We start from the raw sequence: 25377 nt of genomic DNA, 5'->3' as shown, positions 1-25377 counted from the left end.
TTGTCAAATGACGAAACATTAAGGAACCGCATTCAGCAAATAAAAACAGGCGGACCAAGCAAGTATCATACAAAAAACAAAGAAAAAGGAAAACTCTTTGTTCGCGAACGACTCCAATTATTACTTGACGAAGGATTATCATTAGAAGATGGTCTTTTAGCTAACTTTCAACAAGACGGATTCCCAGCTGACGGTGTTGTAACAGGAATCGGAAAAATCAATGGGCAAACTGTTTGTGTAATGGCAAATGATTCTACCATTAAAGCAGGATCATGGGGAGCAAAAACAGTTGAAAAAATGATTCGAATTCAAGAAACAGCAGAAAAGTTACTTGTTCCAATGCTTTATCTTGTTGACTCGGCCGGAGCGAGGATTACAGATCAAGTTGATATGTTTCCAGGTCGTCGTGGTGCAGGGAGAATTTTTTATAATCAAGTTAAGCTATCTGGAAAAGTGCCGCAAATTTGCTTGTTGTTTGGCCCTTCAGCCGCCGGTGGAGCCTATATTCCTGCTTTTTGTGATGTTGTAATTATGGTAGAAGGAAACGCTTCAATGTACTTGGGATCACCCCGGATGGCTGAGATGGTCATAGGGGAAAAAGTCTCGCTTGAAGAAATGGGTGGAGCTAGAATGCATTGCTCTGTCTCAGGTTGTGGAGATATCTTAGCAAAATCAGAAACTGAAGCGATCACTCTTGCACAACAATACCTCACATACTTCCCTGCAAGTTACCTGAAAAAACCACCAATTGTTGAAGCAGTACCTCCCAAACAATTTGAACAATCGATCGAAGAGATCATTCCAGCAAATCAAAATGCACCTTTTAATATGTATGACCTCATAGAGAGAGTCATTGATGAAAATTCATTTTTTGAAATCAAGCAACTTTTTGCTCCTGAGCTGATTACTGGGCTTAGTCGGATAAATGGTCAATCTGTTGGGATTATTGCGAATCAACCCCGTGTGAAAGGCGGCGTGCTTTTCCATGATTCTGCAGATAAAGCAGCAAAATTTATTTCGTTATGTGATGCTTTTCATATTCCGTTGCTATTTTTAGCAGATATACCAGGCTTTATGATTGGAACAAAAGTCGAACGGGCAGGTATTATCCGTCATGGAGCAAAGATGATTTCTAGTATGGCTGAAGCGACTGTACCAAAAATCTCGATAATTGTCAGAAAGGCATATGGTGCAGGTTTATACGCAATGGCCGGTCCGGCGTTTGAACCTGATTGTTGCTTAGCATTACCAAGTGCATCCATTGCCGTTATGGGTCCTGAAGCAGCTGTGAATGCAGTCTATGCAAATAAAATTGCTGAGCTTTCGGCCGAAGAGCGTGGTCGTTTTATTCAAGAAAAGCGTGAGGAATATCGGGAAGATATTGATATTTACCGACTAGCATCAGAAATGATTATCGATGGTGTCATTCCTGCGAATGCTTTAAGGAGTGAATTACAAGTTCGTTTTGAAGCATATTTTTCAAAGTATGTCATCTTTTCAGAAAAAAAGCACCCTGTTCACCCTGTTTAAACAATCATGTAAATCACCTTAAATGAAAGGGGTTTGTGAGAGGATGGATTTTACATTATCAAAAGAACAAGACATGATACGGAAATTAATACGTGATTTTGCTGATGAAGAAGTTGCACCAGGTGCAGATGAAAGAGATAAAACAGGGGCATTTCCAAAAGACGTATTTGATCAATTAGCAGAATTAGGAATGATGGGACTGCCTTTTCCAGAGAAATATGGTGGTGCTGATGCAGATACAACATGCTTTGCGATCGTTGTAGAAGAATTGAGCAGGGTTTGCGGCTCAACTGGTATCACCTATTCGGCTCATATTTCATTAGGAGCAGCACCGATTTATTTATTCGGAACTGAAAAACAAAAAGAAACCTATCTTGCTCCTTTATGTAAAGGAGAATATTTAGGAGCTTTTGGATTAACTGAACCAAATGCCGGCTCTGATGCAGGCGGGACTCAAACAACTGCCTTATTAAAGAACGAAAAATGGTTATTATCTGGAAGTAAATGTTTTATAACAAATGCCAGCTTCGCAAAGAATTTAGCGATCACAGCTGTGACAGATCGAACGAAAGGTACCAACGGTATAAGCGCCTTCTTAGTTCCGACAGATGCAGATGGATTTACAGTAAACGCTAATTACGAAAAGATGGGCTTGAATTCATCAAATACAGCTGAACTTATTTTAGAGGATGTGACAATTCCAAAGGAAAATCTTCTTGGAGAGGAAGGAAAAGGCTATAAGCAATTTTTAGCTACTCTTGATGGGGGAAGAATTGGAATAGCTGCAATGGCAGTTGGGATTGCTCAAGGTGCCTATGAAAAGTCACTACAATATGCTAAAGAGCGGAAACAGTTTGGCAAAAGTCTATCTAGCTTTCAAGCGATCCAATTTAAGCTTGCTGATATGGCCATGAATATTGAGCTGGCAAGAAATATGGTATACAAAGCTGCCTGGCTGAAAGATCAAGGTAAGGTTTTTAAAAAGGAAGCGGCAATCGCGAAATTATTCTCTTCTGAAATGTGTATGAAGGTATGTGATCAGGCTATCCAAATTCATGGAGGATATGGATATATGAAGGAATACCAAGTGGAAAGGTTTTTTCGGGATGCAAAATTATTAGAAATCGGTGAAGGGACTTCAGAAGTTCAACGAATGGTCATTGCTCGACAAATTGGGTGTTAGTAAAAAGGACAGAGAAAGTGAGCTGGGAATATGTTCAAGAAAATCCTTATAGCCAATCGAGGTGAAATTGCCGTACGAGTCATTAGGACATGTAAGAGGTTAGACATAAAGACAGTTGCGATTTTTTCAGAGGTAGACGAAAAAGCCCCACATGTAAATCTAGCTGATGAAGCCTATCTTGTCGGTGGCCCCCGGGTAACAGAAAGCTATTTAAAGATTGATAATATCATAGAAGTGGCAAAAAAGTCAGGTGCCGAAGCAATTCATCCCGGTTATGGCTTTCTCTCTGAAAATCCCTTGTTTGCAAAAAGATGTGAAGCAGAGGGAATTGTGTTTATAGGTCCCTCTGCTAAAGCCATTGCCTCGATGGGGAGTAAAATTGAAGCTCGACTTACAATGCAACAAGCTGGAGTTCCGATTGTACCTGGCGTCACAACTTCCATCACCAATACAGAAGAAGCTTTGGAAATAGCCCAAAAAATAGGTTACCCAATCATGTTAAAAGCCTCTGCGGGTGGCGGGGGTATTGGAATGCAGATTGTGAAGTCTGATACGGAATTGACGAAAGCGTATGAAGGAAATCAAAAACGGGCAAAAGCTTTTTTTAGTAATGAAGAGATGTATCTGGAAAAATATATTGAAAATCCAAGACATATTGAGGTTCAAATTTTGGCAGATACGTATGGGAATACTGTTTATTTAGGAGAAAGGGAATGTTCGATTCAACGTAGACATCAAAAAATCGTAGAAGAAGCACCATCACCGTTTCTTGATGATCATCTAAGAAGAAAAATGGGGGAGGCCTCCATTCAAGCAGCTAAAGCAATTGGCTATACAAATGCCGGAACAATCGAGTATTTAGTTGACGAAAACTCAACGTTCTATTTTTTGGAAATGAACACAAGATTACAAGTGGAGCACCCTGTCACAGAAGAAATAACTGGAATTGATATAGTCGAACAGCAGCTGCGGATCGCAGCTGGGGAACCATTACAGCTTGATCAAAGTGCTATAAAGTGTAATGGTCATGCCATTGAAACGAGAATTTATGCAGAAGATCCAGTTACATTTTATCCTTCGCCAGGAAGTATCACAAAGCTTAGTCTACCTGAAGGAGAAGGGATCAGACATGAACTGGGGGTACATGGAAAGTCAAACGTCTCACCGTTTTATGATCCAATGATTGCGAAGCTTATTGTGAAAGGGGAGAGTAGAAAAGAGGCCCTTACAAAACTTGAAAGCGCACTTTCCAACTATACCGTAGAAGGTATCAAAACCAATATCCCATTACTAAAAAAAGTGGTTGCACATCCTGCTTTTCATAAAGGAGAAACAACGACAGATTTTATTGATAAGTATATTAGAATTTAGGCATAGCTATATAAGTTTTAAAAAATGTCCATCACGCATGGGATAAAGGAAAATAAGATGTAACATGATTTTGTAGATAAACTGTAATATGTGTCATAAAAAGGTTATGATTTTGTATTCTTAACCAATCATAAGCCCTCAACGACTAAAATATAATATATTTGAGAGCAAATCTTACAAACTAATAGTTGAAGCATATCCTGTAGTTGCTAAATACGAATCTTTCTAAAGCTCCAATATTGAAACAGGAGGGCAATCATATGAAGTGTAAAAGCTGTGATGGAAGTAAACATTTCAATTGCAAAGACTGTTCTGGAGAAGGGTTTAGGCTTGTAGGTAACCAGCCATGTATTACTTGTGACGGTCAGGGGATTATCGCATGTGCCACATGCGAAGGCCAGGGCAAAGTTGGTTTATTAAAATGGTTAAAATCTAGTTAACTATAATTATGTTTATAAACAAAAGGTGAATGAAAAATGCTGGTAAACCACATTTTTTATTCACCTTTTTCTATGAGGTGTTTATGAATTTGCTTAACTCTACAGCGCAATGGAACGGACTAATTTTTACCTTGAACTGATAAAAAAAAATCAAATATGTGTAAACAGCTTTATTTAAAATGTGTTTATATATAAAGTCCTATTTTTTCGATATTAGTAAAGAGGTATGTTAAAATATTCCTATAAGATATTTTAAAAAGCAAAAGAGGTATACAATGGAATTCAAAAAGTTAGCCAATATGAATCGGGGTTCTGCATTTCTAGCAATCATTTTTCTTAGTTTATTTTTAGTCATCTTCTTTCGTTTTGTTTATATCATGGTCACTGGATCAATAGATGGTGTAAACCTTGTTGAAAATAAAGAAGCACGAATAACCAAAGAGGGTATTTTAGAAGGTAAAAACGGAGAAATACTAACAAGGGATGGTGAAAAAATTGCAGTAGATTCACAAGTATACACGATTATAGGTGTACTTAGTGATAAAGCTCCAAATCACATCAAAGATATTCCAAATACGGCAAAGCAATTAGCGAAAGTATTAGATACGGATCCTGAAGAAATTGAACAATTATTAAGTGATAGTAAAGCATATCAAGTCGAATTAGGTAAGATAGGGAGAAACTTAACCTTTTCGCAAATGAAAGAAATTAGTGATCTTGAACTTCCAGGCATAACATTTGCTCCAGACATTCGAAGAACGTACCCTTTAGGTGATTTTTCTTCACATATCGTAGGAATTACTGATTTTGATGGTAAGGGAATTTCGGGAATTGAGAAGGAATATTCCAAAGAATTATTGGGAACTGACGGGTACATAAAAAGGAAAATTGATGGGTTTAATGGATTTGGCTACGAACTACCACAAGAAGAAACAGAATCTAAGTCTCCTCAAAACGGGAATAATATTTATACAACTTTGGATATGAACATTCAGACGATTTTAGAAGATTCTATGAATAGTGTTGTTAAAAAATACAATCCTGAAAAAATTATCGGTGTTGTTATGGATTCTAAAACAGGTGAAATACTTGCACTAAGTAATCGCCCTTCAATCTATCCAAATAAAGAGAATGAAGTGAATTATTTAAACTATGCAATGTCATATCCATTCGAACCGGGTTCTACTATGAAAATTTTCACATTGGCAGCTGCCATCAACGAAGGTGTTTATCATGGCAGTGAAAAATATAAATCAGGTTCCATTGAAGTTACAGGTGAATTAATTCACGATCACAATGATAACGGATGGGGAATGATTACATTTGATGAGGGAGTTCAGCGTTCATCAAATGTTGCATTTACGATATTAGCTAAAGATAAATTAGGATTTGATCAATTTTATCATTACTTACAGGAATTTGGATTTGATAAAAAAACAGGTATAGAATTGAGTAATGAAGAAAAAGGTGAAATTTTGTACAAATATCCTGTTGAAAAAGCAACAACAGCATTCGGACAAGGGTCTATTTTTACTCCTCTTCAATTAGTAACCGCAGCTTCGTCAATCGCCAACGATGGTAAGATGATGAAGCCATACATCATAAAGAAAATGACTGATGAAAATGGAAAAACACTTAAAGAAAACGAACCTAAAGTAACGAATAAACCTATTAGTGTAGAAACAGCAAAAAAAACAAGAGATTTACTTGCTTCTGTAGTAACGGACGGTACAGGAAGTTATTTTCAATTAAAAGATTTTCAGGTTGCCGGTAAAACAGGAACTGCCCAAATACCTGATGGACAAGGGCATTATCAGGTTGGAAGAAACAATTATATCTTTTCATTTTTAGGTATGGCTCCTGCAAAGGATCCAAGGCTTATCGTTTATGTAGCCGTAGAAAAACCTAATCTGAAAGCAGATCAAGTTGGAGCAAATGCCGTATCTGAAATATTTAACCCGGTTATGGACTATGGTTTGAAAACGTTAAATGCTACATCAGATGTGAATAATACAAAAAGCAACAGTAATGAAGTAACATCAATCACGATGACTGCAAACAAAGATCAGTCTGTTAAGAATACTATCAGCATTCTAAAAGAAAAAGGCTTGGATCCAATCGTACTTGGCAAGGGAGAGAAAATAGTTCAGACAGATCCAAATGAAGGTACTGAGCTGTTAAAAGGGTCAAAAGTATTAATTAAAACAGACGGAAAAACAGTAATGCCTGATATCATCGGATGGAGCTTATCTGATGTTATGAAACTAGGCAGCTTAACCGGCTTAGAAATCGAGCATGAGGGGAACGGGTATGTGACCTCACAAAGTATTCCTAAGGGTAAAGAAACGAAAGGGAAAAAACTTTCCATAAAATTAGAAAGCAAAAGATAGTGTTTTATTTTGAGAAAAGGCAGCTAATGCCTTTTCTTGGTTTAGAAATGGATGTATCTAAGGAAATGAAAGGTCAAAATTGAAGTTTCCATTCAAAGAAGGCTAAATGGAATTTTTAGCGAATATAGTGTAAAGATAGAAGTAACTTGGATAGGAAGGGGAAAGCGACATGACAATTACATATAAATCAAGAGAAGAAGTACCAGACCAAGAAAAGTGGGATCTGTCTGATCTCTACTCAAACATAACCGATTGGGAAAAAGACTTTCAATCCATCACTGAAAAAGCGGAGGAATTAAAAAATTTTGATGGAGAAATCCATGATGGTTCATCACTATATTCCTTTTTAAAGCAAAAGGAAGAGCTCTCTTTTACGTTTAATAAACTGTATGCATATGCGATGTTAAAAGTGGATGAAGATACAAGACAGACAAGTTCACAATCATTATTAGATCAAGCGAAACAATTAAGTATAAAGGTTGGCTCTGCTACTTCATTTTTTATGCCTTTTCTTTTAAGTTTAAAAGAAAATACGTTAAAAGAGTATATCGCATCAGAGGAAAAGCTTGATTATTTTGAGGAAGATTTATGGGAAGCTTTTCGATATAAGAAACATGTCTTAAGTAAAGAGCAAGAAGAAATTGTTTCTAAGCTAGGCGAAGCCCTTTCTGCTCCAAGTAATACTTTTGGAATGATTAACAATGCAGATATAAAGTTTGGAGACGTGACGAATGATGAGGGAGAATCCGTCGAGCTAACAAGAGGAATGTATGCAAAATTAATAGAGGATGAAGATCGAAACAAGCGAAAGGAAGCATATAAAGCATATTATCAGCCATATATTCAGCTAAAGAACTCGATTGCTTCTACACTTTCTGCTGCAATAAAAAACAATGTAACGATGGCAAAACTTCGTCATTATCCTTCCGCACTTGAGAAAGCGTTATTTGGTGATAATGTGCCAAAAGAGGTCTATGTTAATCTGATAAAGTCAACAAAGGAAAATCTTTCAGCCTTGCATCAGTACTCAAAGGTTCGAAAACAAACATTGAAGCTTGATGAACTAAGGCAATATGATATGAGTGTTCCACTTGTAAGCGGTGTTAAGCAAGTAATTTCCTATGATGAAGCATATGAGACCATGTGCAAAGCACTTTCTCCATTAGGGGAGGACTATATCAAAACACTAAAGGAATTTAAACAGTCACGTTATCTGGATGTTAGAGAAACACCAGGTAAGAGATCTGGTGCATATAATTTAGGAGTTTATGGCGTTCATCCTTTTATTTTATTAAATCATCAAGATAATTTAGATAGTTTGTTTACATTAGCACATGAATGCGGACATGGAGTACATAGTAAATTAAGCTCGTTGCATCAGCCGCAGATTTCAGCGAGGTATAGTATTTTTGTTGCTGAAGTAGCATCAACAGTGAATGAAGTCCTTTTGATTAACTACTTATTAAACACTGAAAAGAATGTAGATATCCGTAAGCATTTAGTTAATCATTTTATCGATCAATTTAAAGGAACGTTCTTTACGCAAGTGATGTTTGCTGAATTTGAAATGAAAACACATGAATTAGCTGAACAAGGTCGTCCTTTAAATGTAGATGTCTTTAATGAAACGTATGAATCACTTTTTAGAGAGTATTATGGTGATGATGTCGTATTCGATGATGAAGTAAAATACGGCTGGTCAAGGATTCCTCATTTTTATAGACCATTTTATGTGTATAAGTATGCAACAGGCTTTGCATCAGCGATTTCTCTTGCAACAAAAATTCTTGAAGGTGATCAGGAAACACTTTCCTCCTATTTAGAGTTCTTGAAAAGTGGAAGTTCTGATTATCCTTTAGAGTTATTAAAGAAAACAGGTGTAGATTTAACAACGTCAGAGCCTATTGAAAAATCACTTAAAAAGTTTGCAGAATTGGTAGATGAGCTGTCACAATTATTAAATTAACGAAAAAACAGAGACGATGACTATAATCGTCTCTGTTCAGACTGTTGACAAACGCTCGCTTTCTTCGTTACTCACCTTGCTGCGGTGCTCATTACCACCCCCGGTAACTCCGCTCCTCACAAGGCTTCGTGCCTCGAAAGCAAGCGTTAGCAATCAGTCTGAAGGGCTAGCGAATTTTACTTTGTCTATAAACTGAACAGAGACGATGACTATAATCGTCTCTGTTTTCATTTATATTCTTTTCACTAAAACTGCCTCACGCATTTTCTTTAACGCTTCTTTTCCTTCCTTGCCACGTTTCATCAAGATATTTACATATAAAATGTCAATTAATGTTAACTGAGCAATTCGTGATGACAATGCTTCAGAACGATATTCCGTTTCCTCTGATACAGTATAAAGAGGAATATCAACTGCAGCACTTAGAGGAGATTTTGCATAGTTCGTAATCGCAATCATCTTTGCTCCAGTTGATTTGACGACATTTAAAATATGAAGAATATCTTTTGATGATCCTGAATGTGAAATAAACACCGCACAATCCTTTTCTGTCATTTGTGAGGCAGCCATAAGCTGGAAATGTGTATCAATAACAGCATGGACCTTTAAGCCTGTACGGACTAACTTATGATACGCATCGAGCGCAATAATGCTGGAACCGCCACTTCCAAAAAATTCAATTGTATTTGCACTGATTAAACTATCCACAGCTAATTGAATTTGTTCTTCATTTAAGATCGAGAGAGTATCTTCAAGAGTTTTCATATTTGAGCGAATGACTTTTGTTGCAATTGTATCTACACTATCACCCTCAGTGACTTTTTCATGAATATCTTGAAGAGGGGAGACAACTTCAGAAGCAAGCGCTATTTTCATCGCTTGATACCCTTTATAACCTAATCGTTTGCAAAAACGAAAAACAGTTGAATCAGCTACCTCTAAGTCCTCAGCTAATTGATTTATCGAAGAATGAATAATCTTATTAGGATATTTTAAAATATAATCGGCTATTTTTCTTTCTGTCACACTAAACTTTGGATAAAGCTTTCGAATCGTGACGAGACATGGATCTTGAGACTTTTTCATCATGCTTCCTCCTGATAGGGCTTTCTTCTATTATACAAAATTTCAGGTGAAGAAAAAATATTTTTCTGAATACGCTTGCAAAAAGAATTTTTTTTCTTATAATAAAAGTATCAAGAAAATAAATTCCGTATCAGTTAGGATGAGTTAGACATGCAAATTGGAATGATAGGCTAAGGAAAGATGGGGATACCAGTTATCTCTTAATTTAGTAGATAAAGAAATGATGTCGTAGCCTTTGATATAAATCAAAATTCCATGAAAAAGATTTCTTCGAAGAAGGTCAAAACAGTTTACTCTATTAAACTACTTATTATGAGTTTGCTGGTCACGAAGTAGAGAAAATATAATTTTTTTCATAAACAAGATAAGAATAAGAAGAAAGCGTTTTAGAAATTTACGCATACTTCTTACCCTAATGATACGTTACATTAAAGAGAGGTAGTGAAATAATTATGTCAGATCAAATGTTGATTTTAGTGGCATTAGCCGGAATTTTTCTATTGTTATTTTTAGTCATTCGAACAAAATTACATGCATTCGTTTCATTATTATTAGTCAGTTTAATCGTAGGTGTTTTAGCAGGAATGCCATTAAATGACGTTGTTACGTCCATGCAAAATGGAATGGGTGGAACCCTGGGATTCGTAGCAGTTGTAGTTGGTTTAGGAGCTATGTTTGGTCAAATGCTTGAAGTATCTGGTGGTGCTGAACGTCTGGCCCAAACTCTTGTCAAAAAGTTTGGTGAAGACAAATCTCAATGGGCATTAGGTGTTACAGGGTTTTTAGTAGCAATTCCAGTATTCTTTGACGTAGGTTTTATTATTTTAGTTCCAATTGTATACGGATTAGCAAAGAAAACGGGAAAATCTCTATTATATTATGGAATTCCTTTACTGGCAGGTTTAGCGGTAACTCACAGTTTTATACCACCAACACCTGGTCCAATTGCTGTAGCTGATTTAATTGGAGCAGATCTTGGTTGGGTCATTTTATTCGGAACAATTGCAGGTATACCGGCCATGATTATTGCAGGACCGCTTTTTGCGAAGTATATCTCAAAAAAATTACATGTTGTTGTACCAGATTATATGAATCTTGAAGAAATAGAGTATGATAAAGAATTACCAAGCTTTAAACTAATTGCTTCATTAATTATGATTCCATTAGTATTGATTTTACTGAACACGGTTTCAGGTGTATTATTAGATGAAGGAAATATCGTTCGTCAAATTCTAACATTTTTAGGTCATCCTTTTGTTGCTTTAACAATTGCGACAATTTTAACATTTGTTCTCTTAGGTACAAAAAGAGGATACTCTCGTCAAGAAGTACAGGATATTGCAACAAAGGCTTTAGAACCAGCAGGGATTATTATATTAGTTACTGGTGCTGGTGGTGTGTTTAAGCAAGTCTTAATTGACTCTGGTGTTGGTGAAGTACTTGGTGAAATGATGGCAGGTTCTCCATTACCACCAATTTTGTTAGCGTTTTTAATTGCAGCAGCAGTTCGTGTTGCGCAAGGATCAGCGACCGTATCAATGGTAACAGCTGCAGGGTTAATGGCACCACTTATTGAGATGTTGGCTTTAGAAGGTCCAGTTTTAGGATTACTCGTTATTGCAATCGCTTCTGGTGCAACTGTATTATCACATGTTAATGATTCAGGCTTCTGGTTAGTAGGACGCTATTTTGGATTAAGTGTTAAAGACACATTGAAATCTTGGACGGTGATGGAAACACTCATCGGTTTAGTAGGTGTCGGTGTTGCATTAATCTTAGGAATCTTTATTGGATAATTATGTGAATAACGTGAGCTTTTGACTAATTTATAAGATTTCCAAGATTATTAGAGAATGAATATTAGGCAATTAGTCTTTGTAAAATGCTGTTTTCGTAAAGATTGTTGTTTATAACACTGTTTTTTACTCTACAGTGGAATGGAGCGGAAGACACTCGACTCCTGGAGCGACCGAGCATAGGTCGTAGCATATAGCGGGTGGGATTCCCGCCGAGAAAGAAGTAGCCTCTCACTCGTAGCGAGTCTTGGAGAGCAGGTGGTAACACTCTGCTTTTAAGCGTAGACAGTTAGATAATGGGCCGTAAACCAATAAGGTTGAAGGGATTGAGCTTCGAAATGAGTGTGAATTCGGGAAGGCCGATGTACTCGGGAGTGCAGAAGGCAACATTGTAATTCTTGTTAAAGGCGAGAGAATTAACAACTTCCCCGGAGTCGATGACCATGGCACGTTATACATTGATATGTTACGGCAACTCGGGAGATCCTTTAGGTCTCACCATACTATGAATGAGTAATGACGAACAAGCGATAACAAAGTGAGGGCTGTCAAATGCCTAAAGGAAGTCGGATAATGGCATAGTACCAATGAAGTCGGGTAATTCTGATGGAGGAAAGGCCACTACCTGTCACCACCCTTGAATGGGGAAACATTAACTACACACAGAGGTAGGTACGTAATGGAAACAAAACTAACAAGGATAGCAGAATTAGCAAAAACAAATCAGGATATGGTCTTCACTTCATTAGCACATTTACTTAATGAGGAATTCCTTATTCAATGTCACCACGAACTTCCAAGTCGGAAGGCAACAGGTGTAAATGGTGTCACCAAAGAGGAATACGGCAAGGAACTAGATGAGAATATTAAAAGGCTAGTAGAGCGTTTAAAGAAGAAAGCGTATCGACCTGTTCCGGTTAAACGAACTTACATCAATAAACCTGGTTCAAAGAAGAAAAGACCGTTAGGTATTCCTGACCATGAGGATAAAATTGTACAACGTGCCTTAGCCAAAATTCTTAACTCTATTTATGAGAATGAATTCCTAGACTGTTCCTTTGGATTCCGTCCAACCCGAAGTTGTCATGACGCCCTAAAGATTCTTAATGTGTACATTGAAGGGAGATACACAAATTATATTGTTGATGCTGATATTAAAGGATTCTTTGATAATGTAAACCACGAGTGGATGATGAAATTCCTTAATAAACGTATTAATGACCCAAGTCTCCTTAGAATAATCACCAGATTTCTAAAAGGTGGATACATGGAGGAAGGTAAACACTTTGATACAGACATAGGAACCCCCCAAGGGAGACCTCCGAAAAAAGATCACAACACTACCCCTAACTGGTATAAAATGGTGTTATAAGGAAGTTTAGGAGGGGAATAAAATGCTTCAAAAAGACACTTCGAAACAAATATCTGGATTTGATCAATATTATTATGACAAGGTTATTCCACAAAACCACCTTTTGAGACAAATTGATGAAACAGTAAACTTTTCTTTTATTTACGACATGTTAGCTGAGCGTTATTCACCAGATCGTGGACGACCTGCAGAAGATCCAGTGTTCATGTTTAAGATTTGTCTTTTAGAGTATTTATATGACCTTTCAGATGTACAAGTTGTTGAACATATACCTTTAAATCTAGCTTATAAATGGTTTCTTGGTTTAAATGTAGAAGACACAGATATTCCTGATGATACAACCATCAGCTATTTTCGTGTTAAACGAGTAGGGCTTGAGAAGTTTGAGGGAATTTTTCATCAATTAATTGATCAATGTATTGAAGAAGGTCTAATTACTCCTAATCGCCGTGCAATCATTGATGCCACTCATATTATTGCAGATGTAGCTATTCCAACATGGCTATCTCTAGTTCGACAAGCTTTTGATCGAGTGATTAAAGAACTACATATATTTGAACAGACAAAAGCGATTCATTTTGAACAAAAATTTGATCTTCTATGGGAAGAGTTAAAAGGTAAAACTCGTGATCAAAAACTTCCCCATGTATTGGATTTAGCACAAGAATTATTCGAAGTTGCACAAGATTACCTTGAGATAAATGAAGATGAATATTCGGCACTTTATTCCTTAAAGAAAGTTATATCTGACCGAAATGATAAAGCAAAAGATAGAATGATAAGTGTTGTTGACCCAGAAGCAAGAACAGGTCATAAATCTGATATGCGTAAAATTCAAGGATACAAAGATCATATTATGATAGATGAAGAAAGTGAAATTATTACTGCAGTTAAAGTCACTCCTGCAAACGCTGAAGATGGAGATCAACTTATGGATTTGGTAAATCAATTTCAAGAAAATCATGGTTCATTACCTTCTGAACTTTCTGCAGATAAGGGTTATTGGTCTGGGAAGAACCTTCGGTATTTACATAAAAATAGTGTTACTGGACATATCAGTGTAATGAAGACAAAACAACATACTCAAGGACTTTTTGCCCCAGAGGATTTTACATTTGATGAAGAAAAAATGACTGTAACTTGTCCAAACGGTGTAAGTACAAAAAGTTATAAAGAAAAGATTAGAAATGGAGAAAAAGAAGGCTATGATTTTCGTTTTACTAAAACCCAATGTAAAGGATGTCCACTAAGAGAAAAATGTACAAATAGTAAAACTGTACGATTCGTTTATATTAGTAATTATTACTTTGATTTAGAAAGAGGACGTCAACATTACAAAACAGATGAGTACAAAGAAGCTAGTAAGAATAGATGGTTAATTGAGCGTCGACATGCAGATAAAGTGAGAAATCATAGTTTACGTCGCAGCCGTTTCAGAGGATTAGAAAGAACATCTATTCACTCTCTTTTATCAACTATTGCTTGTAATGTAAAACGTATGAGTAAATTAATTACTCAAAAACGCCAACGGGAGAAGTCTGCCCTTTTGACGGTTTCATAAAACAAAAATAGGATAAAGGGGCAATAGTTTTACCTCTTCTAACCGATTTCCTCACAAAATTACTCCAAAAACACTTTCATTATCCAACAAATGTAAATCGAGGGCGCGATTAAGTGATTTTACCCCCTCTTTTTCGGAGGTCTCCAAGGGGGGATCATCTCACCAGTACTAGCTAATGTGTATCTACATTATACACTTGATTTATGGTTCGAAAAGGTGGTTAGGAAACAGTGTAAAGGTCAAGCCTATATGGTTCGCTATGCAGATGACTTTGTGTGCTGTTTCCAATTCAGAAGCGATGCAGAAGCCTTTTACTTAGCTTTAATCAAACGACTACAAAAGTTTAACCTCGAAGTGGCGGAGGACAAAACGAAAATCATTACCTTTGGGAGATTTGCCGAGAGGGACTGTAAACTAAATGGTAAAGGTAAACCTCCAACCTTTGACTTCTTGGGTTTTACTCACTATTGCAGCAAAAGCAAGAATGGGAAGTTCCGGGTTAAACGCAAGAGTAGTCAAAAGAAAGTAAATGCCAAATTAAAGAATCAAAAGGAATGGCTCAAGGCTCATCGAACTATGAATATAAAAGACATAATGACCAGACTGAAACGGTCGCTCACAGGCTACTACAATTACTATTGTGTCACGGACAATCTACGAACGGTGGAGAACTTTCTTGATTGTGTAAAACGATTATTGTTCAAGTGGATGAACCGAAGAAGTCAAAGAAAATCCTTTAGCTGGGACAAATTTAAACTCTTTCTTAAGAAGTACCCTTTGCCAAGACCTAAAGTAAAAGTGAACATATACGACCTGAAGAAAGACATTATCTATATTCTGTGAATGATGATAGGAAGAGCCGTGTGCGGTAGTACCGCTCGCACGGTTCTGTGAGGAGTGAGGAACACGCTCTCTCTATTTAGCGATAGGGAGTGTGTTCCCGCTTACTCGACCGGGAAGTGAGGAAAGGCTGAGACCCCGCAGGCGAAGCCGAGGAGGCTCAGCTTCCTCCCCGCGGAAAGCGAGTGTCTGCAGCGAAATGGAACGAAATAATTTTCAACTTTACTTTATCAAAACAACAAAGTATGCGAAAACAGCCTTGTAAAATAATTTTTATTTTTAAGGTTCATAAGTAGTATACAAAACGTCGAGTATTGATTACTCGACGTTTTTTCATTATGACTAACGTTCAGCGCTTTTAATTTACTTTTTGCAAAAATTATGAGGTATAAGAAAGTCTTTTCAGGGAACACTTACTGGCTTCTTCATACAATTCTGGAGCATAAAAACTTAACTTTTTAATAAAATAGCAGGTTTCCGGAAAATGATGCTCAAGGAAGCGAAGAGTTGATTTGTTTAAAATTGTTTTTTCTTTATATTTTTTCACCATTTGATAAATAAAGCCGCTCATTTCAATTGTGGTTCTACCAACATCGTTGGCAAATTCTTTTTGACGAGCAAAATTAGGTTCTTTAAAACGTAAATAACCTTTTAAATGACGATTCTGAATAATAAATGCTTGATAACTATTGATATAAACCTCTGCTTGTCTAGATGCTATCAATTCTATTGGATCAAGTAAATCTTCAAAAAGAAGAACATGTCCTAATTGATCTTCTAACCATAAATCCATTAAATCTGATAAAGGTAATGGAACAGGATTTTTTCCTTGGACTAAGAAAGTCAAAATACGAAGATATTCCTGATTTTCGGCAAGTGTTCCATTTAAATATGTAGGAGACAAATTTAAATTCACATTGTTATCAATTCGAAGGGATTGTAGATTTCCTTCAAATTCATAATAGCCTTTTGCTACAGGCCAAGCACTTTTAGCAAAGTAAACCATTGTTTCATCAGTTGGTTGTGCTGTTCTAGGAATAGTATTTAACATAGAAATGAGGTCACCAAATAAATGAATATACTGTTGTGACATATTTACATATTCAGCTTCACTTACTGAAAGATGGTCTCTTACAAAATAAGCATGATCCTGAAGTATTTCTAACCAAAATAAATGCTCATCCCATACAGGTATTAAATTATTTTTCATTCTCTCACCCCTATATCAAGATGTTTTTTATATTTTATGAATGAAAAGAGATAGAAATGAATGATTGAAAAAGATATCTTATTTATTGTGAGAATTTACATAACATATCCTTAACTTGGCAAAATAACATTATTACGAAAAAAAGGGTGTCTAGCAGAATGAGGAACACAAAACTCTTTATGATTTTAATGACTTTATTGCCTTGGGTATCCGCTCCACTATTAAATGTAAAAACATTTAAAAGATTTCTTCCAAGTTCACTTTTCATTTGTGTATACCTTATAGCAGAGGGATATCTAGCGGAAAAGAAAAAATGGTGGTGGTTTCCAATCACTGTAAAACCAAATGTTGTAGGTGAGCTGCCATTAATTTTCGGACCTTTCTTTGTCGGTTCATTATGGATCCTAAAATTCACCTTTGGAAAATTTAAAATATACGTGTTGATTAATCTTGTAATTGACGCCATATTTATATATTTTGCTTTAGATTGGTTCAAAAAAATAGGATATGTTTCGCTAATTAGACTAACTAAGTTTCAACTTTCCCTTTTATTTTTAATAAAATCATTTTTAATGTACGGAATTCAAGTTATATATGAGAAATATTTTTACCGTGATACAAATGCAAATGTAGATTGAATAAAGTTATATTAGTATTATCAAAAAGCAGGAAGATCTAACTCGCTCGGTGAATGTTTAAGTGATCAAGATTAGGAGGGGTTTGATATGCCACATCTATCACTTACTACATGGAGTCTTCACCGAGAGCTTGGCCCATTGAATTGGACTTATTGGGATGAAAAAGAAAAAACGCATAAAACGAGACAAGAACAACAGCCTGAAAACACAACTTTACTTGAATTACCTTCGATTATAGCGGAGCAACAATTTCAATCATTAGAAGTTTGTCATTTTCATTTTCCAAAACTCGATCAAGATTATTTGATACAACTTAAACGTTCATTTGAAAAGGCTGGTATCAATTTTCATTGTTTACTAGTTGATTATGGAGATATTAGCTCATCAGATGCTGTAAGGAGAAAAGAAGATCTTGAATTTTTAAAAAATTGGATTGATATAGCATCAGTTGTTGGGGCTAAAAATATTCGGATTATTGCCGGAGAAGCACCGCCGTCAGATAAACAAGCTTTACTGCGTTCAAAGCAAAGCTTAAATGAACTAATTTCATATGCTTTACCAAAACAAGTGAGAATACTGACCGAAAATTTCAAATCGCTTTCCTCAACGAAAGAAAACTGTATTGAATTAGCTACTAACAACAAGAGATTAGGGCTTACAGTAGATTTTGGGAATTTTAAAGCAGACGTTAAATATGATTCTATTAAGCAGTTAATGCCCTATGCGGAATCAATTCATGCAAAAGCTAATTATGACCAAAATGGGATCATTGATGAAAAAGAGTTTCGCAAATCCTTAGATATTGTAGCGTCTCATGACTATAAAGGTCCAATTACTCTAGTATACGATGGACCTGGAAACTCTTGGGCAGGAATTCAACGAGTTAAGGACATTGCTGAAGAATATTGCAGCAGTTAAATTAGCACTAAGTAAATGATTTAGCAATTATATATGCAAGAACCAAAGATAACGGCCCATACCTTTTCCCTAATCTCGAATAAAATGTAACGATTTAATTGAGATTGGGGAGATGGAATATGTCAAAGCCAAAAAAAGAACAAGTGATTAAAGTAGACAAATTGGTTATTCATGCCAATGAAGTAAAAATTATCACAGAAAAAAAACATGATCATGAAGATGATCATCATGAAAGAAGAAGAGATCCATGGGGACTGCTTTGGGGGAGAAGACCGATTTTGGATCGTGAAGACGATAGGGATGACACATAGGTAAAGCACATTAGACGGGGAAACTCGTCTTTTTTTTATCGGAAAATATATCATTTTAAGGATGAAATTATAAGAGAAACAAGGCTTTCACCATTAGAACATGGCGACAAGTCAAGTTTTTCTGATGTAAATTTAAAAAAACGTTGAATTTTTATTCAATCTAATGTATAAATATATGTATAGATACATAGAAAATCACGATTTATATAGAAGGTGAAAAAATGAATTATACGTATTCAAATGAACTTCCTTCTTTTGATCAATTTGTTCAACTGCATGAAGCAAGTGGACTAATAAAAAGCAAAAAAGGAACATATACACGTGAACAATTGTACCAAGCTGCAGAGAATAGCTGGTTTCATATATCGATCTATGATCAAGATAAATTAATTGCATTTGGAAGAATGATCTCAGATGGTGTCTATCAAGCACTCATTTGTGATGTAATGGTAGATCCGAGTTATCAAAAGCAGGGACTTGGCAAACAAATTATTGAACAGCTTCTTATAAAATGTAAAGAATCTGGCATACAATCTGTCCAACTTTTTTCGGCAAAAGGTAAACAACATTTTTATAAAAAATTAGGTTTTGAGGAAAGAGAACAAGATGCACCAGGAATGTCTCTTATTATATGAAAGGCTCAGTGATGATAACAACACTGGGCTTTTTATTTTATGAAAATGGTTGAAATCTTTTTTGTTAATTATTAGTACCAAGTACTAATAATAAGTGTTAAAATGGAAAAAGATACCTTAATAGGAGAGATGAGATGTTAAACATAGAAGGAATTAAAGAAATCATTCTGCATCGCTATCCATTTTTACTGATTGATAAAATTACGGACTTACAATTAGGGAAACGTGCAGTAGGAATCAAAAATGTTACTGCAAACGAAAAATTTTTTGAAGGGCATTTCCCTGATTACCCAGTTATGCCAGGTGTTCTCATTGTAGAAGCATTGGCACAAGTTAGTGCTGTTGCAATGCTAACGAAAGAAGGTAATAAAGGGCGTTTAGGTCTTTTAGCTGGAATTGATCAATGTCGATTTAAGCACCAAGTTAAACCGGGAGATCAATTAATGCTTGAAGTAGAAATCACAAGGGTCAAAGGATCGATAGGGAAGGGAAAAGGAGTAGCGACTGTTAACGGGATACTCGTATGTGAAACAGAACTCATTTTTGCTATTGGTCAGTAGTTTTTTAATAAGGGAGACAAGCTAATGGAAATCTCATTGATTAGACATGGTAAATCATCTTTGAATGACAACAAAAGAAAAAATTGTGAAGAATTTAAGGAATGGATTAACAAGTATAATCTAAATGGAGTTGTAGAGGAGGAAAATTTCCCTGAGACAACTTTTCAAAAGGTAGCTCTTGCTAACGTGTTGGTTACAAGTGATTTAAAGAGATCAATAGATTCAGCAAGATTTCTACGTAGTAATGGAGATGTTATGACAGATCCTTTGTTTCGTGAAGTGGAATTGCCTGTACCTTCAATCAAACTAAGGATGATAAAACTTTCACCTTCAGTTTGGTCCGTTCTATTGAGATTACTATGGTTCAGTGGTTATTCCAACAACTGTGAATCGTATACGCATGCGAAGTTTAGAGCAAAACAGGCAGCAAATCAACTAATCGACTATGCTAAAAACTATCACTCTGTTGTTCTAGTAGGCCACGGATTTTTAAATATGTTAATCGCAAACGAATTGCTTAATATGGGGTGGGAAGGTAAAAAAATGAAAAGCTCAAAGCATTGGAGTGTTTCTAGTTTTACTTTGATAAATGAATCTGAAGGTAAGAGATTAATGTATTAACTATTTCCTTAGAAGAAGGAGCGGATTGTTACCGATGTTGGTAATATGCACCGCTCGTTTAAGGAAGGTTAGGGTGTATTAATAGAGATGAAAAATGATCCCCATGAGAGAATAAATAATAACGGTAGAAAAAAGGACTGTCATGTGGATTAAGGAATAAATGAACAATGATTTTGCCCATTTCTCTGGATCCATCCTTTTATACCCGATAACACTTATTAAAAGCCAGATCACACTTAAAAGAAGTGCAACTAACATAAGACCAATGCTCAAAGAACTAAAAAGGAAACTGCTACCAATCAAAATGAGTAAGTAAATATTCGTTTGTAAATATGTTCTCTTAACTCCTTTTACAACAGGTAACATAGGAACATTAGCAGCCTTATACTCATCATGTTTCCTAATGGCTATAGCATAGAAATGAGGCATTTGCCAAATAACTGTGATAACAAATAGTCCAAGTATAGCAGGGTGTGAGATATCAGGATAAATAGCTGCCCACCCAATAAGAGGTGGCATTGCTCCTGAAATGCTTCCGATTTCGGTATTGTAAATTGTTTTTCTTTTGCTCCACATTGTGTACGGAAAAACATAAAAAAACAAACCTAGAAACCCTAGGAATGCAGCCAAAGGAGTTGTTAATGCGAGTGATAGTATTCCGAAAATAGACATTAGGATGGCAAGCCATAGGACCACTTTAGAGTTAATTTCTCCCGTAACAGTTGGACGGTTTTTGGTTCTCTCCATTATTGAATCAATATCGCGATCATACAGGTTGTTAAAAGCTCCAGCTGCCCCTATGATTAAAAAAGATCCAATAAATGCAAATATAATATCAGGTAATTTTTCAATAAGTCCGTATTGATAAGTATAAAGAGACAAAGTTAATCCAGCAAACATTGGGATTAAGTTTGATTTTATGATGCCTGTTTTTATCGTCAGTGCCAAGATTTGGGATAAAGGCTTTTTTTGTCGGATATCTGCTTGTTCCATGTTTCTCTGCTCCTTTTACCTTAATCATCTATTAGTTGTAAATAGATTTCGAAAATGCTATTATTCATGATTACAATAGAAAAAACAGGCACTAACAAAATTTATATACTACTTGGTATATTAATTATATATTGTATGATTGTCAAGGAATGGAGCAGGGGGAGTAAATGTGAGAAAAAGGTTAACTCAAAAGGAGCGCAAAGAGATAACAAGAAAGTTACTATTAGAGTCAGCAGTTGAAATCTTTGCGAAGTTTGGTTTTCACGGTGCGTCTGTTGATAAAATTGCGGATCATGCGGGATTTAGTAAAGGAGCAGTTTATGGTCATTTTTCAATCTAAAGAAGAACTCTTTTTAGCACTTTTGGAAAATAGAATGAATATGCATGCAGAAAACATCAATAATTTAATCGAACAAGAATATACAGTTTCTCATACGATTGAAAAAATAAATGCTTATTTTAATAGTGTAAAAGAGGAAAATCGAACAATGAGTATGCTAAATATGGAATTTCTGCTTTATGCAATGCGTAAAGAATCTGTTCGTGATAAATGGTCAGGTATGATTTCACAATCTGTTGGGAGAATATCAGAATCTATTGAAGTATTAATGAAAAAAGAGAATCATAAACTTAGTCTTCCATCACAAGACATCGCATGGATTATTCTTTCATTAGAAAACGGTATGTCAATATTCCATTATATTGGTGAAAATAGCGTTCCTTCTGATTTATATGGTAAAGCATTGAAAACTTTGCTGCTCGCATCAAAAAGAGAGAATGAAGACCATTTATTAACTTAAGTAAAGAAGCAATAAACTAGGCGGAGTGCGAATCTATATATGAGTACGTGTATTTTTCTGAAAGTCCTTTAGTAGAAAGAAAAATGTACAAAAAAGTATAGATATTTCAAATCTAACTAATTGAAAGCGTTTTATCAATTGCTTAGTTATAAACGTTTGCTTTTTCTATATGTATTTTTACTGTTTAATGTCCAATTTCTCCTTTCATAGGGACGTGTCCACAACAATGGACATTCCGTACATAGTATGCAACAAGGTCTCATGTGAAAAGGAGTTAATAACGATGCCGTGTTTTATTAAGAAAGTAACAATTGAAAGTGTTAATGGTGGAGTTGTCAATTTTGGAGATTCGCAATACATCTCTCCTAAAACGGTTGAATCAACGACTTCAGGTTCTGGTGGAGGAGGAACAGGTGATTTTCAGCTAGTAATACATGGTCAAAGCGTAACTAACAGCTCAGAAACAGATAGTTAAAACCGAATGAAATTGGCAAAGAAGGCACAAATGATAGTGCCTTCTTTTTATTCTTCATCTTTTATTTTATAAGGATCGGGTGTAATCTCTTCAGATATCTCTGTATTGTATCGTAAAGTACTAATTCTCCCAAAATCATCTTTTCGATGAAGAATACGGTTTATCATATAACGATGGAAGAACATTTCAAATAAAGCTACACCAATTGCGGTAAGAAAAGAAGCAAAAAATACGTTTGTCGTTGAAACAGTGATGTTGGCTAAGTAAAACCAAGTAATAAGCATTGCTATGGCAAAATCCGAAATGGTAGCCATAATGTTCGTTGTTCTAGGCAAAAGCATAAGATCTCCAAGCAGATAAGAAACGACACCAATGATCAATGTTAAGATAAATACATCTCCAATTGTATATTGAAACAGTAAACCTAAAATGATCAGAAGCAACAAGAAAGTAGCAGCTGTTTTGATCAAAAACGCCTGTAAATGGTTCACCTGAGATTCCTCCTATTTTTTTTCTTACTATTTACTCCAATCAAATAGCTTATGTAAGAAATTGTATCCAATTGGATAAAAGACATAGTCATAATCAATACTAGATTAGAAAAGGGTGAGATTTTGGAGGTGAGAAGAAAGATGAAACAGCTCACAATGAAAGAGCTTTCCTTTATAGAAGATGAAATAAGAGCGGAGGAAATTTTAGGGAAAACCATCAATTGGTGTGCCTCCCAATGTGATGATCAAATGTTAAAAAATGAATTAGAACAAATTGCAGAACAACATCAATTAAATGTTGCCGCTCTATCCCAGTATTTTAATCAATCAAAAATGATTCAATAAATTAAAAGGGGACAAGTTTATGCCAAACAATATGGAAGGGCGCGGTTTAACAGACCGTGAAATGATTCAGCTTTGTTTGGAGCTGGAAAAAGGAAGATGCCAAAGCATTAGCCACACGATGTTAGAAACATCACATAGAGAACTCCGTGAAATTTATAAAAACTGTCTTGAAATGGCAACTAATAATCATTTTCGATTTTATCAAATATTAGAGCAAAAGGGCTGGTACAAAACCGAGCTTGCATCACCGGATCAAATGGAAAAGGTTCAGGAATATATGCAAAATAATCTACATCCCGATCAACATTTTTGACACGATCCTGTTATTGAAAGGTCGAATACCTGAACAAAATAAGGTACATGGTTTTAGTACCTTTGGACATAATGGGAAAGAATTCATATTTTACGGGTGAAAAGGAGTGCAGACATGAAAAAAACCAATAAAACTGAATCATCTACTATTGCAGGAAAAACGTATGAGGTGGAAGATTACCAAGCAAGTAATACATTATCCTCAGGCTTAGCAACAACTCATGAGCAAGCATCAGATGCATATATGGAAGGCGAAGTTAATGCTGTCATTGATAATGTTGATGGTGAGGATGTTCAAGTAAAGAGAGAGAGCTATAAAGATCAGTAAGTATTGATAGAATAGGTTCAGAACATAATAGTTCTGAACTTTCTTTTTTGTGAATAAGTAAATATTTTACATAATTAAGGTAACAATACAACTAGCTGATTTTATGGAGGTAGTAGTTGATGGAAGGACATCATATTAGGCTTACATCATCAGAAATTGGATCACTTTGGAGTAATTATGTAGCAGATAGTATGTTTAAATGTGTCTTTAAATATTATTTAGCACATGTTGAAGATAAAGAAATTAAACTTGTCTTAGAGCACGCCCTTGATTTATCTCAACAACATATTGATGTCATAACAAAAATTTTTAAGGAAGAAGAGCATGCCATTCCTGAAGGATTTACAGATCAGGATGTGGATATTAATGCACCAAGGTTATTTTCCGATGAATTTTTTCTCTTTTATACATTTCAAATGACAAAGGGAGCATTAGTGACCTATGGAGCGGCACTTCCACATACATTTCGCAATGATATTCGTGAGCATTTTATGTCATGTATATCATCGGCTATGGAGCTTTTTAATGAGGCATCTAATCTTCTACTAGAAAAGGGACTATTGGTTAGGTCTCCACACATTCCATATCTTAAAGAAGTAGATATGGTTGAAAAACAAAGCTTTTTAGCAGGGTGGATGGGAGAGCAAAGACCGCTAACAGCAATGGAAATTACTAATCTTTTCTCAAATGTTCAAACAAACTTTATGGGTGGATTACTTGTCACAGGGTTTGGACAGGTTGCTCGTTCTGAGGATGTTCGTCGTCATATGAGAAGAGGAAAAGAGTTGGCAAAAAAGCAAGGTGATGTCTTAAATGAATATTTAAAAGAAAATGATCTTTCAGCATCAACATCATGGGCTGCTGAAGTACTAACAAACAATGAACCACCATTTTCGGATAAATTAATGACCTATCAGGTGGCCATGATGTCCGCAGCCGGAATTGGTAATTATGGAACATCACTATCAGCTAGTCCAAGGCGTGATATAGCGATGCAATACATGAATTTTCTCACTGAGGTTGGTTTATATGCAGAGGATGGTGCAAATATTTTGATTAAGCATAAGTGGTTGGAAAGACCTCCACATGCTGCTGACCGTGATTCATTAATGAAATAAATGATTTACTTAGAAGGTTTAAAAAAAATGTGTCATTAATGAGATAGCTGTTAATAGTAGGATTTTAACAAAATTTTCCAGGTCCTA

26 protein-coding genes are annotated in these 25377 nt (G+C 35.6%); 22 read left to right on the top strand and 4 right to left on the bottom strand.

Annotated features, from left to right (window positions below; genetic code table 11):
• The 5 genes from HWV59_RS16045 (at nt 1) to pepF (ending at nt 8880) form a co-directional block, all read left to right on the top strand.
• On the top strand, nt 1-1530 hold the full coding sequence (locus HWV59_RS16045; RefSeq protein WP_175639470.1) for an acyl-CoA carboxylase subunit beta: 1530 nt from the start codon (nt 1-3) through the stop codon (nt 1528-1530).
• 43 nt (nt 1531-1573) lie between these two features.
• Entirely contained in the window at nt 1574-2713 is a 1140-nt protein-coding gene (locus HWV59_RS16040; RefSeq protein WP_175639469.1) for an acyl-CoA dehydrogenase, read from the top strand.
• 30 nt (nt 2714-2743) lie between these two features.
• Complete coding sequence (locus tag HWV59_RS16035) at nt 2744-4084, top strand: acetyl-CoA carboxylase biotin carboxylase subunit (protein ID WP_175639468.1); 1341 nt, start codon at nt 2744-2746, stop codon at nt 4082-4084.
• Between the two features lie 715 nt (nt 4085-4799).
• Complete coding sequence (locus HWV59_RS16030; protein WP_175639467.1) at nt 4800-6914, top strand: penicillin-binding protein; 2115 nt, start codon at nt 4800-4802, stop codon at nt 6912-6914.
• A 169-nt stretch (nt 6915-7083) separates the two neighbouring features.
• Nucleotides 7084-8880 carry an oligoendopeptidase F gene (gene pepF / locus HWV59_RS16025; RefSeq protein ID WP_175639466.1) on the top strand — a complete coding sequence of 599 codons (1797 nt, stop codon included), beginning with the start codon at nt 7084-7086 and terminating at the stop codon, nt 8878-8880.
• Between the two features lie 231 nt (nt 8881-9111).
• On the opposite strand, the gene HWV59_RS16020 is transcribed toward pepF, so the two are convergent.
• The gene (locus HWV59_RS16020) at nt 9112-9966 is read right to left on the bottom strand and encodes a MurR/RpiR family transcriptional regulator (RefSeq protein ID WP_102228886.1); all 855 of its coding nucleotides are present in this window, start codon (nt 9964-9966) and stop codon (nt 9112-9114) included.
• 452 nt (nt 9967-10418) lie between these two features.
• Between HWV59_RS16020 and HWV59_RS16015 the strand changes: the two genes are divergently transcribed.
• The 4 genes from HWV59_RS16015 to HWV59_RS16000 all read left to right on the top strand — a co-directional run bounded on the left by HWV59_RS16015 (nt 10419) and on the right by HWV59_RS16000 (nt 15538).
• Nucleotides 10419-11762, top strand: a complete 1344-nt coding sequence (locus HWV59_RS16015) for a GntP family permease (RefSeq protein WP_102228885.1) — start codon at nt 10419-10421, stop codon at nt 11760-11762.
• 679 nt (nt 11763-12441) lie between these two features.
• Nucleotides 12442-13134 carry a reverse transcriptase domain-containing protein gene (locus HWV59_RS16010; protein ID WP_175639465.1) on the top strand — a complete coding sequence of 231 codons (693 nt, stop codon included), beginning with the start codon at nt 12442-12444 and terminating at the stop codon, nt 13132-13134.
• Nucleotides 13135-13156: 22 nt separating this feature from the next.
• On the top strand, nt 13157-14695 hold the full coding sequence (locus HWV59_RS16005) for an IS1182 family transposase (RefSeq protein ID WP_175639464.1): 1539 nt from the start codon (nt 13157-13159) through the stop codon (nt 14693-14695).
• Between the two features lie 153 nt (nt 14696-14848).
• Nucleotides 14849-15538, top strand: coding sequence for a reverse transcriptase domain-containing protein (locus HWV59_RS16000; protein WP_175640090.1), 690 nt, complete (start codon nt 14849-14851; stop codon nt 15536-15538).
• A gap of 376 nt (nt 15539-15914) precedes the next feature.
• Here HWV59_RS16000 and HWV59_RS15995 read toward each other — a convergent pair whose 3' ends face one another.
• The gene (locus tag HWV59_RS15995; protein WP_175639463.1) at nt 15915-16745 is read right to left on the bottom strand and encodes a DUF2935 domain-containing protein; all 831 of its coding nucleotides are present in this window, start codon (nt 16743-16745) and stop codon (nt 15915-15917) included.
• Nucleotides 16746-16903: 158 nt separating this feature from the next.
• Here HWV59_RS15995 and HWV59_RS15990 point away from each other — a divergent pair, with 158 nt between their 5' ends.
• From HWV59_RS15990 to HWV59_RS15965, 6 genes are all read left to right on the top strand, one after another.
• On the top strand, nt 16904-17383 hold the full coding sequence (locus HWV59_RS15990; protein ID WP_175639462.1) for a hypothetical protein: 480 nt from the start codon (nt 16904-16906) through the stop codon (nt 17381-17383).
• A gap of 87 nt (nt 17384-17470) precedes the next feature.
• Nucleotides 17471-18301 (top strand): sugar phosphate isomerase/epimerase family protein, encoded by an 831-nt coding sequence (locus HWV59_RS15985; RefSeq protein ID WP_102228882.1) that lies wholly within the window; start codon nt 17471-17473, stop codon nt 18299-18301.
• 119 nt (nt 18302-18420) lie between these two features.
• The gene (locus HWV59_RS15980; RefSeq protein WP_102228881.1) at nt 18421-18612 is read left to right on the top strand and encodes a hypothetical protein; all 192 of its coding nucleotides are present in this window, start codon (nt 18421-18423) and stop codon (nt 18610-18612) included.
• 221 nt (nt 18613-18833) lie between these two features.
• Nucleotides 18834-19247: a GNAT family N-acetyltransferase gene (locus HWV59_RS15975; RefSeq protein WP_102228880.1), complete on the top strand. Its 414-nt coding sequence runs from the start codon at nt 18834-18836 to the stop codon at nt 19245-19247.
• Between the two features lie 134 nt (nt 19248-19381).
• On the top strand, nt 19382-19807 hold the full coding sequence (gene fabZ, locus HWV59_RS15970) for a 3-hydroxyacyl-ACP dehydratase FabZ (protein WP_175639461.1): 426 nt from the start codon (nt 19382-19384) through the stop codon (nt 19805-19807).
• 24 nt (nt 19808-19831) lie between these two features.
• Nucleotides 19832-20428 carry a histidine phosphatase family protein gene (locus HWV59_RS15965; RefSeq protein WP_102228878.1) on the top strand — a complete coding sequence of 199 codons (597 nt, stop codon included), beginning with the start codon at nt 19832-19834 and terminating at the stop codon, nt 20426-20428.
• A 78-nt stretch (nt 20429-20506) separates the two neighbouring features.
• Here HWV59_RS15965 and cyoE read toward each other — a convergent pair whose 3' ends face one another.
• Complete coding sequence (gene cyoE / locus HWV59_RS15960; protein WP_102228877.1) at nt 20507-21421, bottom strand: heme o synthase; 915 nt, start codon at nt 21419-21421, stop codon at nt 20507-20509.
• A gap of 169 nt (nt 21422-21590) precedes the next feature.
• Between cyoE and HWV59_RS27420 the strand changes: the two genes are divergently transcribed.
• The 3 genes from HWV59_RS27420 (at nt 21591) to HWV59_RS15950 (ending at nt 22696) form a co-directional block, all read left to right on the top strand.
• Nucleotides 21591-21761, top strand: a complete 171-nt coding sequence (locus tag HWV59_RS27420) for a helix-turn-helix domain-containing protein (protein WP_328824288.1) — start codon at nt 21591-21593, stop codon at nt 21759-21761.
• Nucleotides 21742-22221, top strand: coding sequence for a TetR/AcrR family transcriptional regulator (locus tag HWV59_RS15955; protein ID WP_328824287.1), 480 nt, complete (start codon nt 21742-21744; stop codon nt 22219-22221). The genes HWV59_RS27420 and HWV59_RS15955 overlap by 20 nt, the downstream gene beginning before the upstream one ends.
• Before the next feature lie 283 nt (nt 22222-22504).
• On the top strand, nt 22505-22696 hold the full coding sequence (locus HWV59_RS15950) for a spore germination protein (protein WP_102228875.1): 192 nt from the start codon (nt 22505-22507) through the stop codon (nt 22694-22696).
• Between the two features lie 47 nt (nt 22697-22743).
• Here HWV59_RS15950 and HWV59_RS15945 read toward each other — a convergent pair whose 3' ends face one another.
• On the bottom strand, nt 22744-23187 hold the full coding sequence (locus HWV59_RS15945; protein ID WP_102228874.1) for a DUF2512 family protein: 444 nt from the start codon (nt 23185-23187) through the stop codon (nt 22744-22746).
• 141 nt (nt 23188-23328) lie between these two features.
• Here HWV59_RS15945 and HWV59_RS15940 point away from each other — a divergent pair, with 141 nt between their 5' ends.
• The 4 genes from HWV59_RS15940 to HWV59_RS15925 all read left to right on the top strand — a co-directional run bounded on the left by HWV59_RS15940 (nt 23329) and on the right by HWV59_RS15925 (nt 25290).
• Nucleotides 23329-23532, top strand: coding sequence for a hypothetical protein (locus HWV59_RS15940; protein WP_102228873.1), 204 nt, complete (start codon nt 23329-23331; stop codon nt 23530-23532).
• Between the two features lie 19 nt (nt 23533-23551).
• Entirely contained in the window at nt 23552-23845 is a 294-nt protein-coding gene (locus tag HWV59_RS15935) for a spore coat protein (protein ID WP_175639460.1), read from the top strand.
• Between the two features lie 114 nt (nt 23846-23959).
• Nucleotides 23960-24172, top strand: a complete 213-nt coding sequence (locus HWV59_RS15930) for a YozQ family protein (protein WP_102228871.1) — start codon at nt 23960-23962, stop codon at nt 24170-24172.
• A 119-nt stretch (nt 24173-24291) separates the two neighbouring features.
• Nucleotides 24292-25290, top strand: a complete 999-nt coding sequence (locus HWV59_RS15925; protein ID WP_235991757.1) for a DUF3231 family protein — start codon at nt 24292-24294, stop codon at nt 25288-25290.
• Nucleotides 25291-25377 lie beyond the last annotated feature (87 nt).

Origin of the sequence: Metabacillus schmidteae, assembly GCF_903166545.1 — a bacterium.
Lineage (GTDB): Bacteria > Bacillota > Bacilli > Bacillales > Bacillaceae > Metabacillus > Metabacillus schmidteae.
This window is presented reverse-complemented; position numbering and strand designations above follow the sequence as displayed.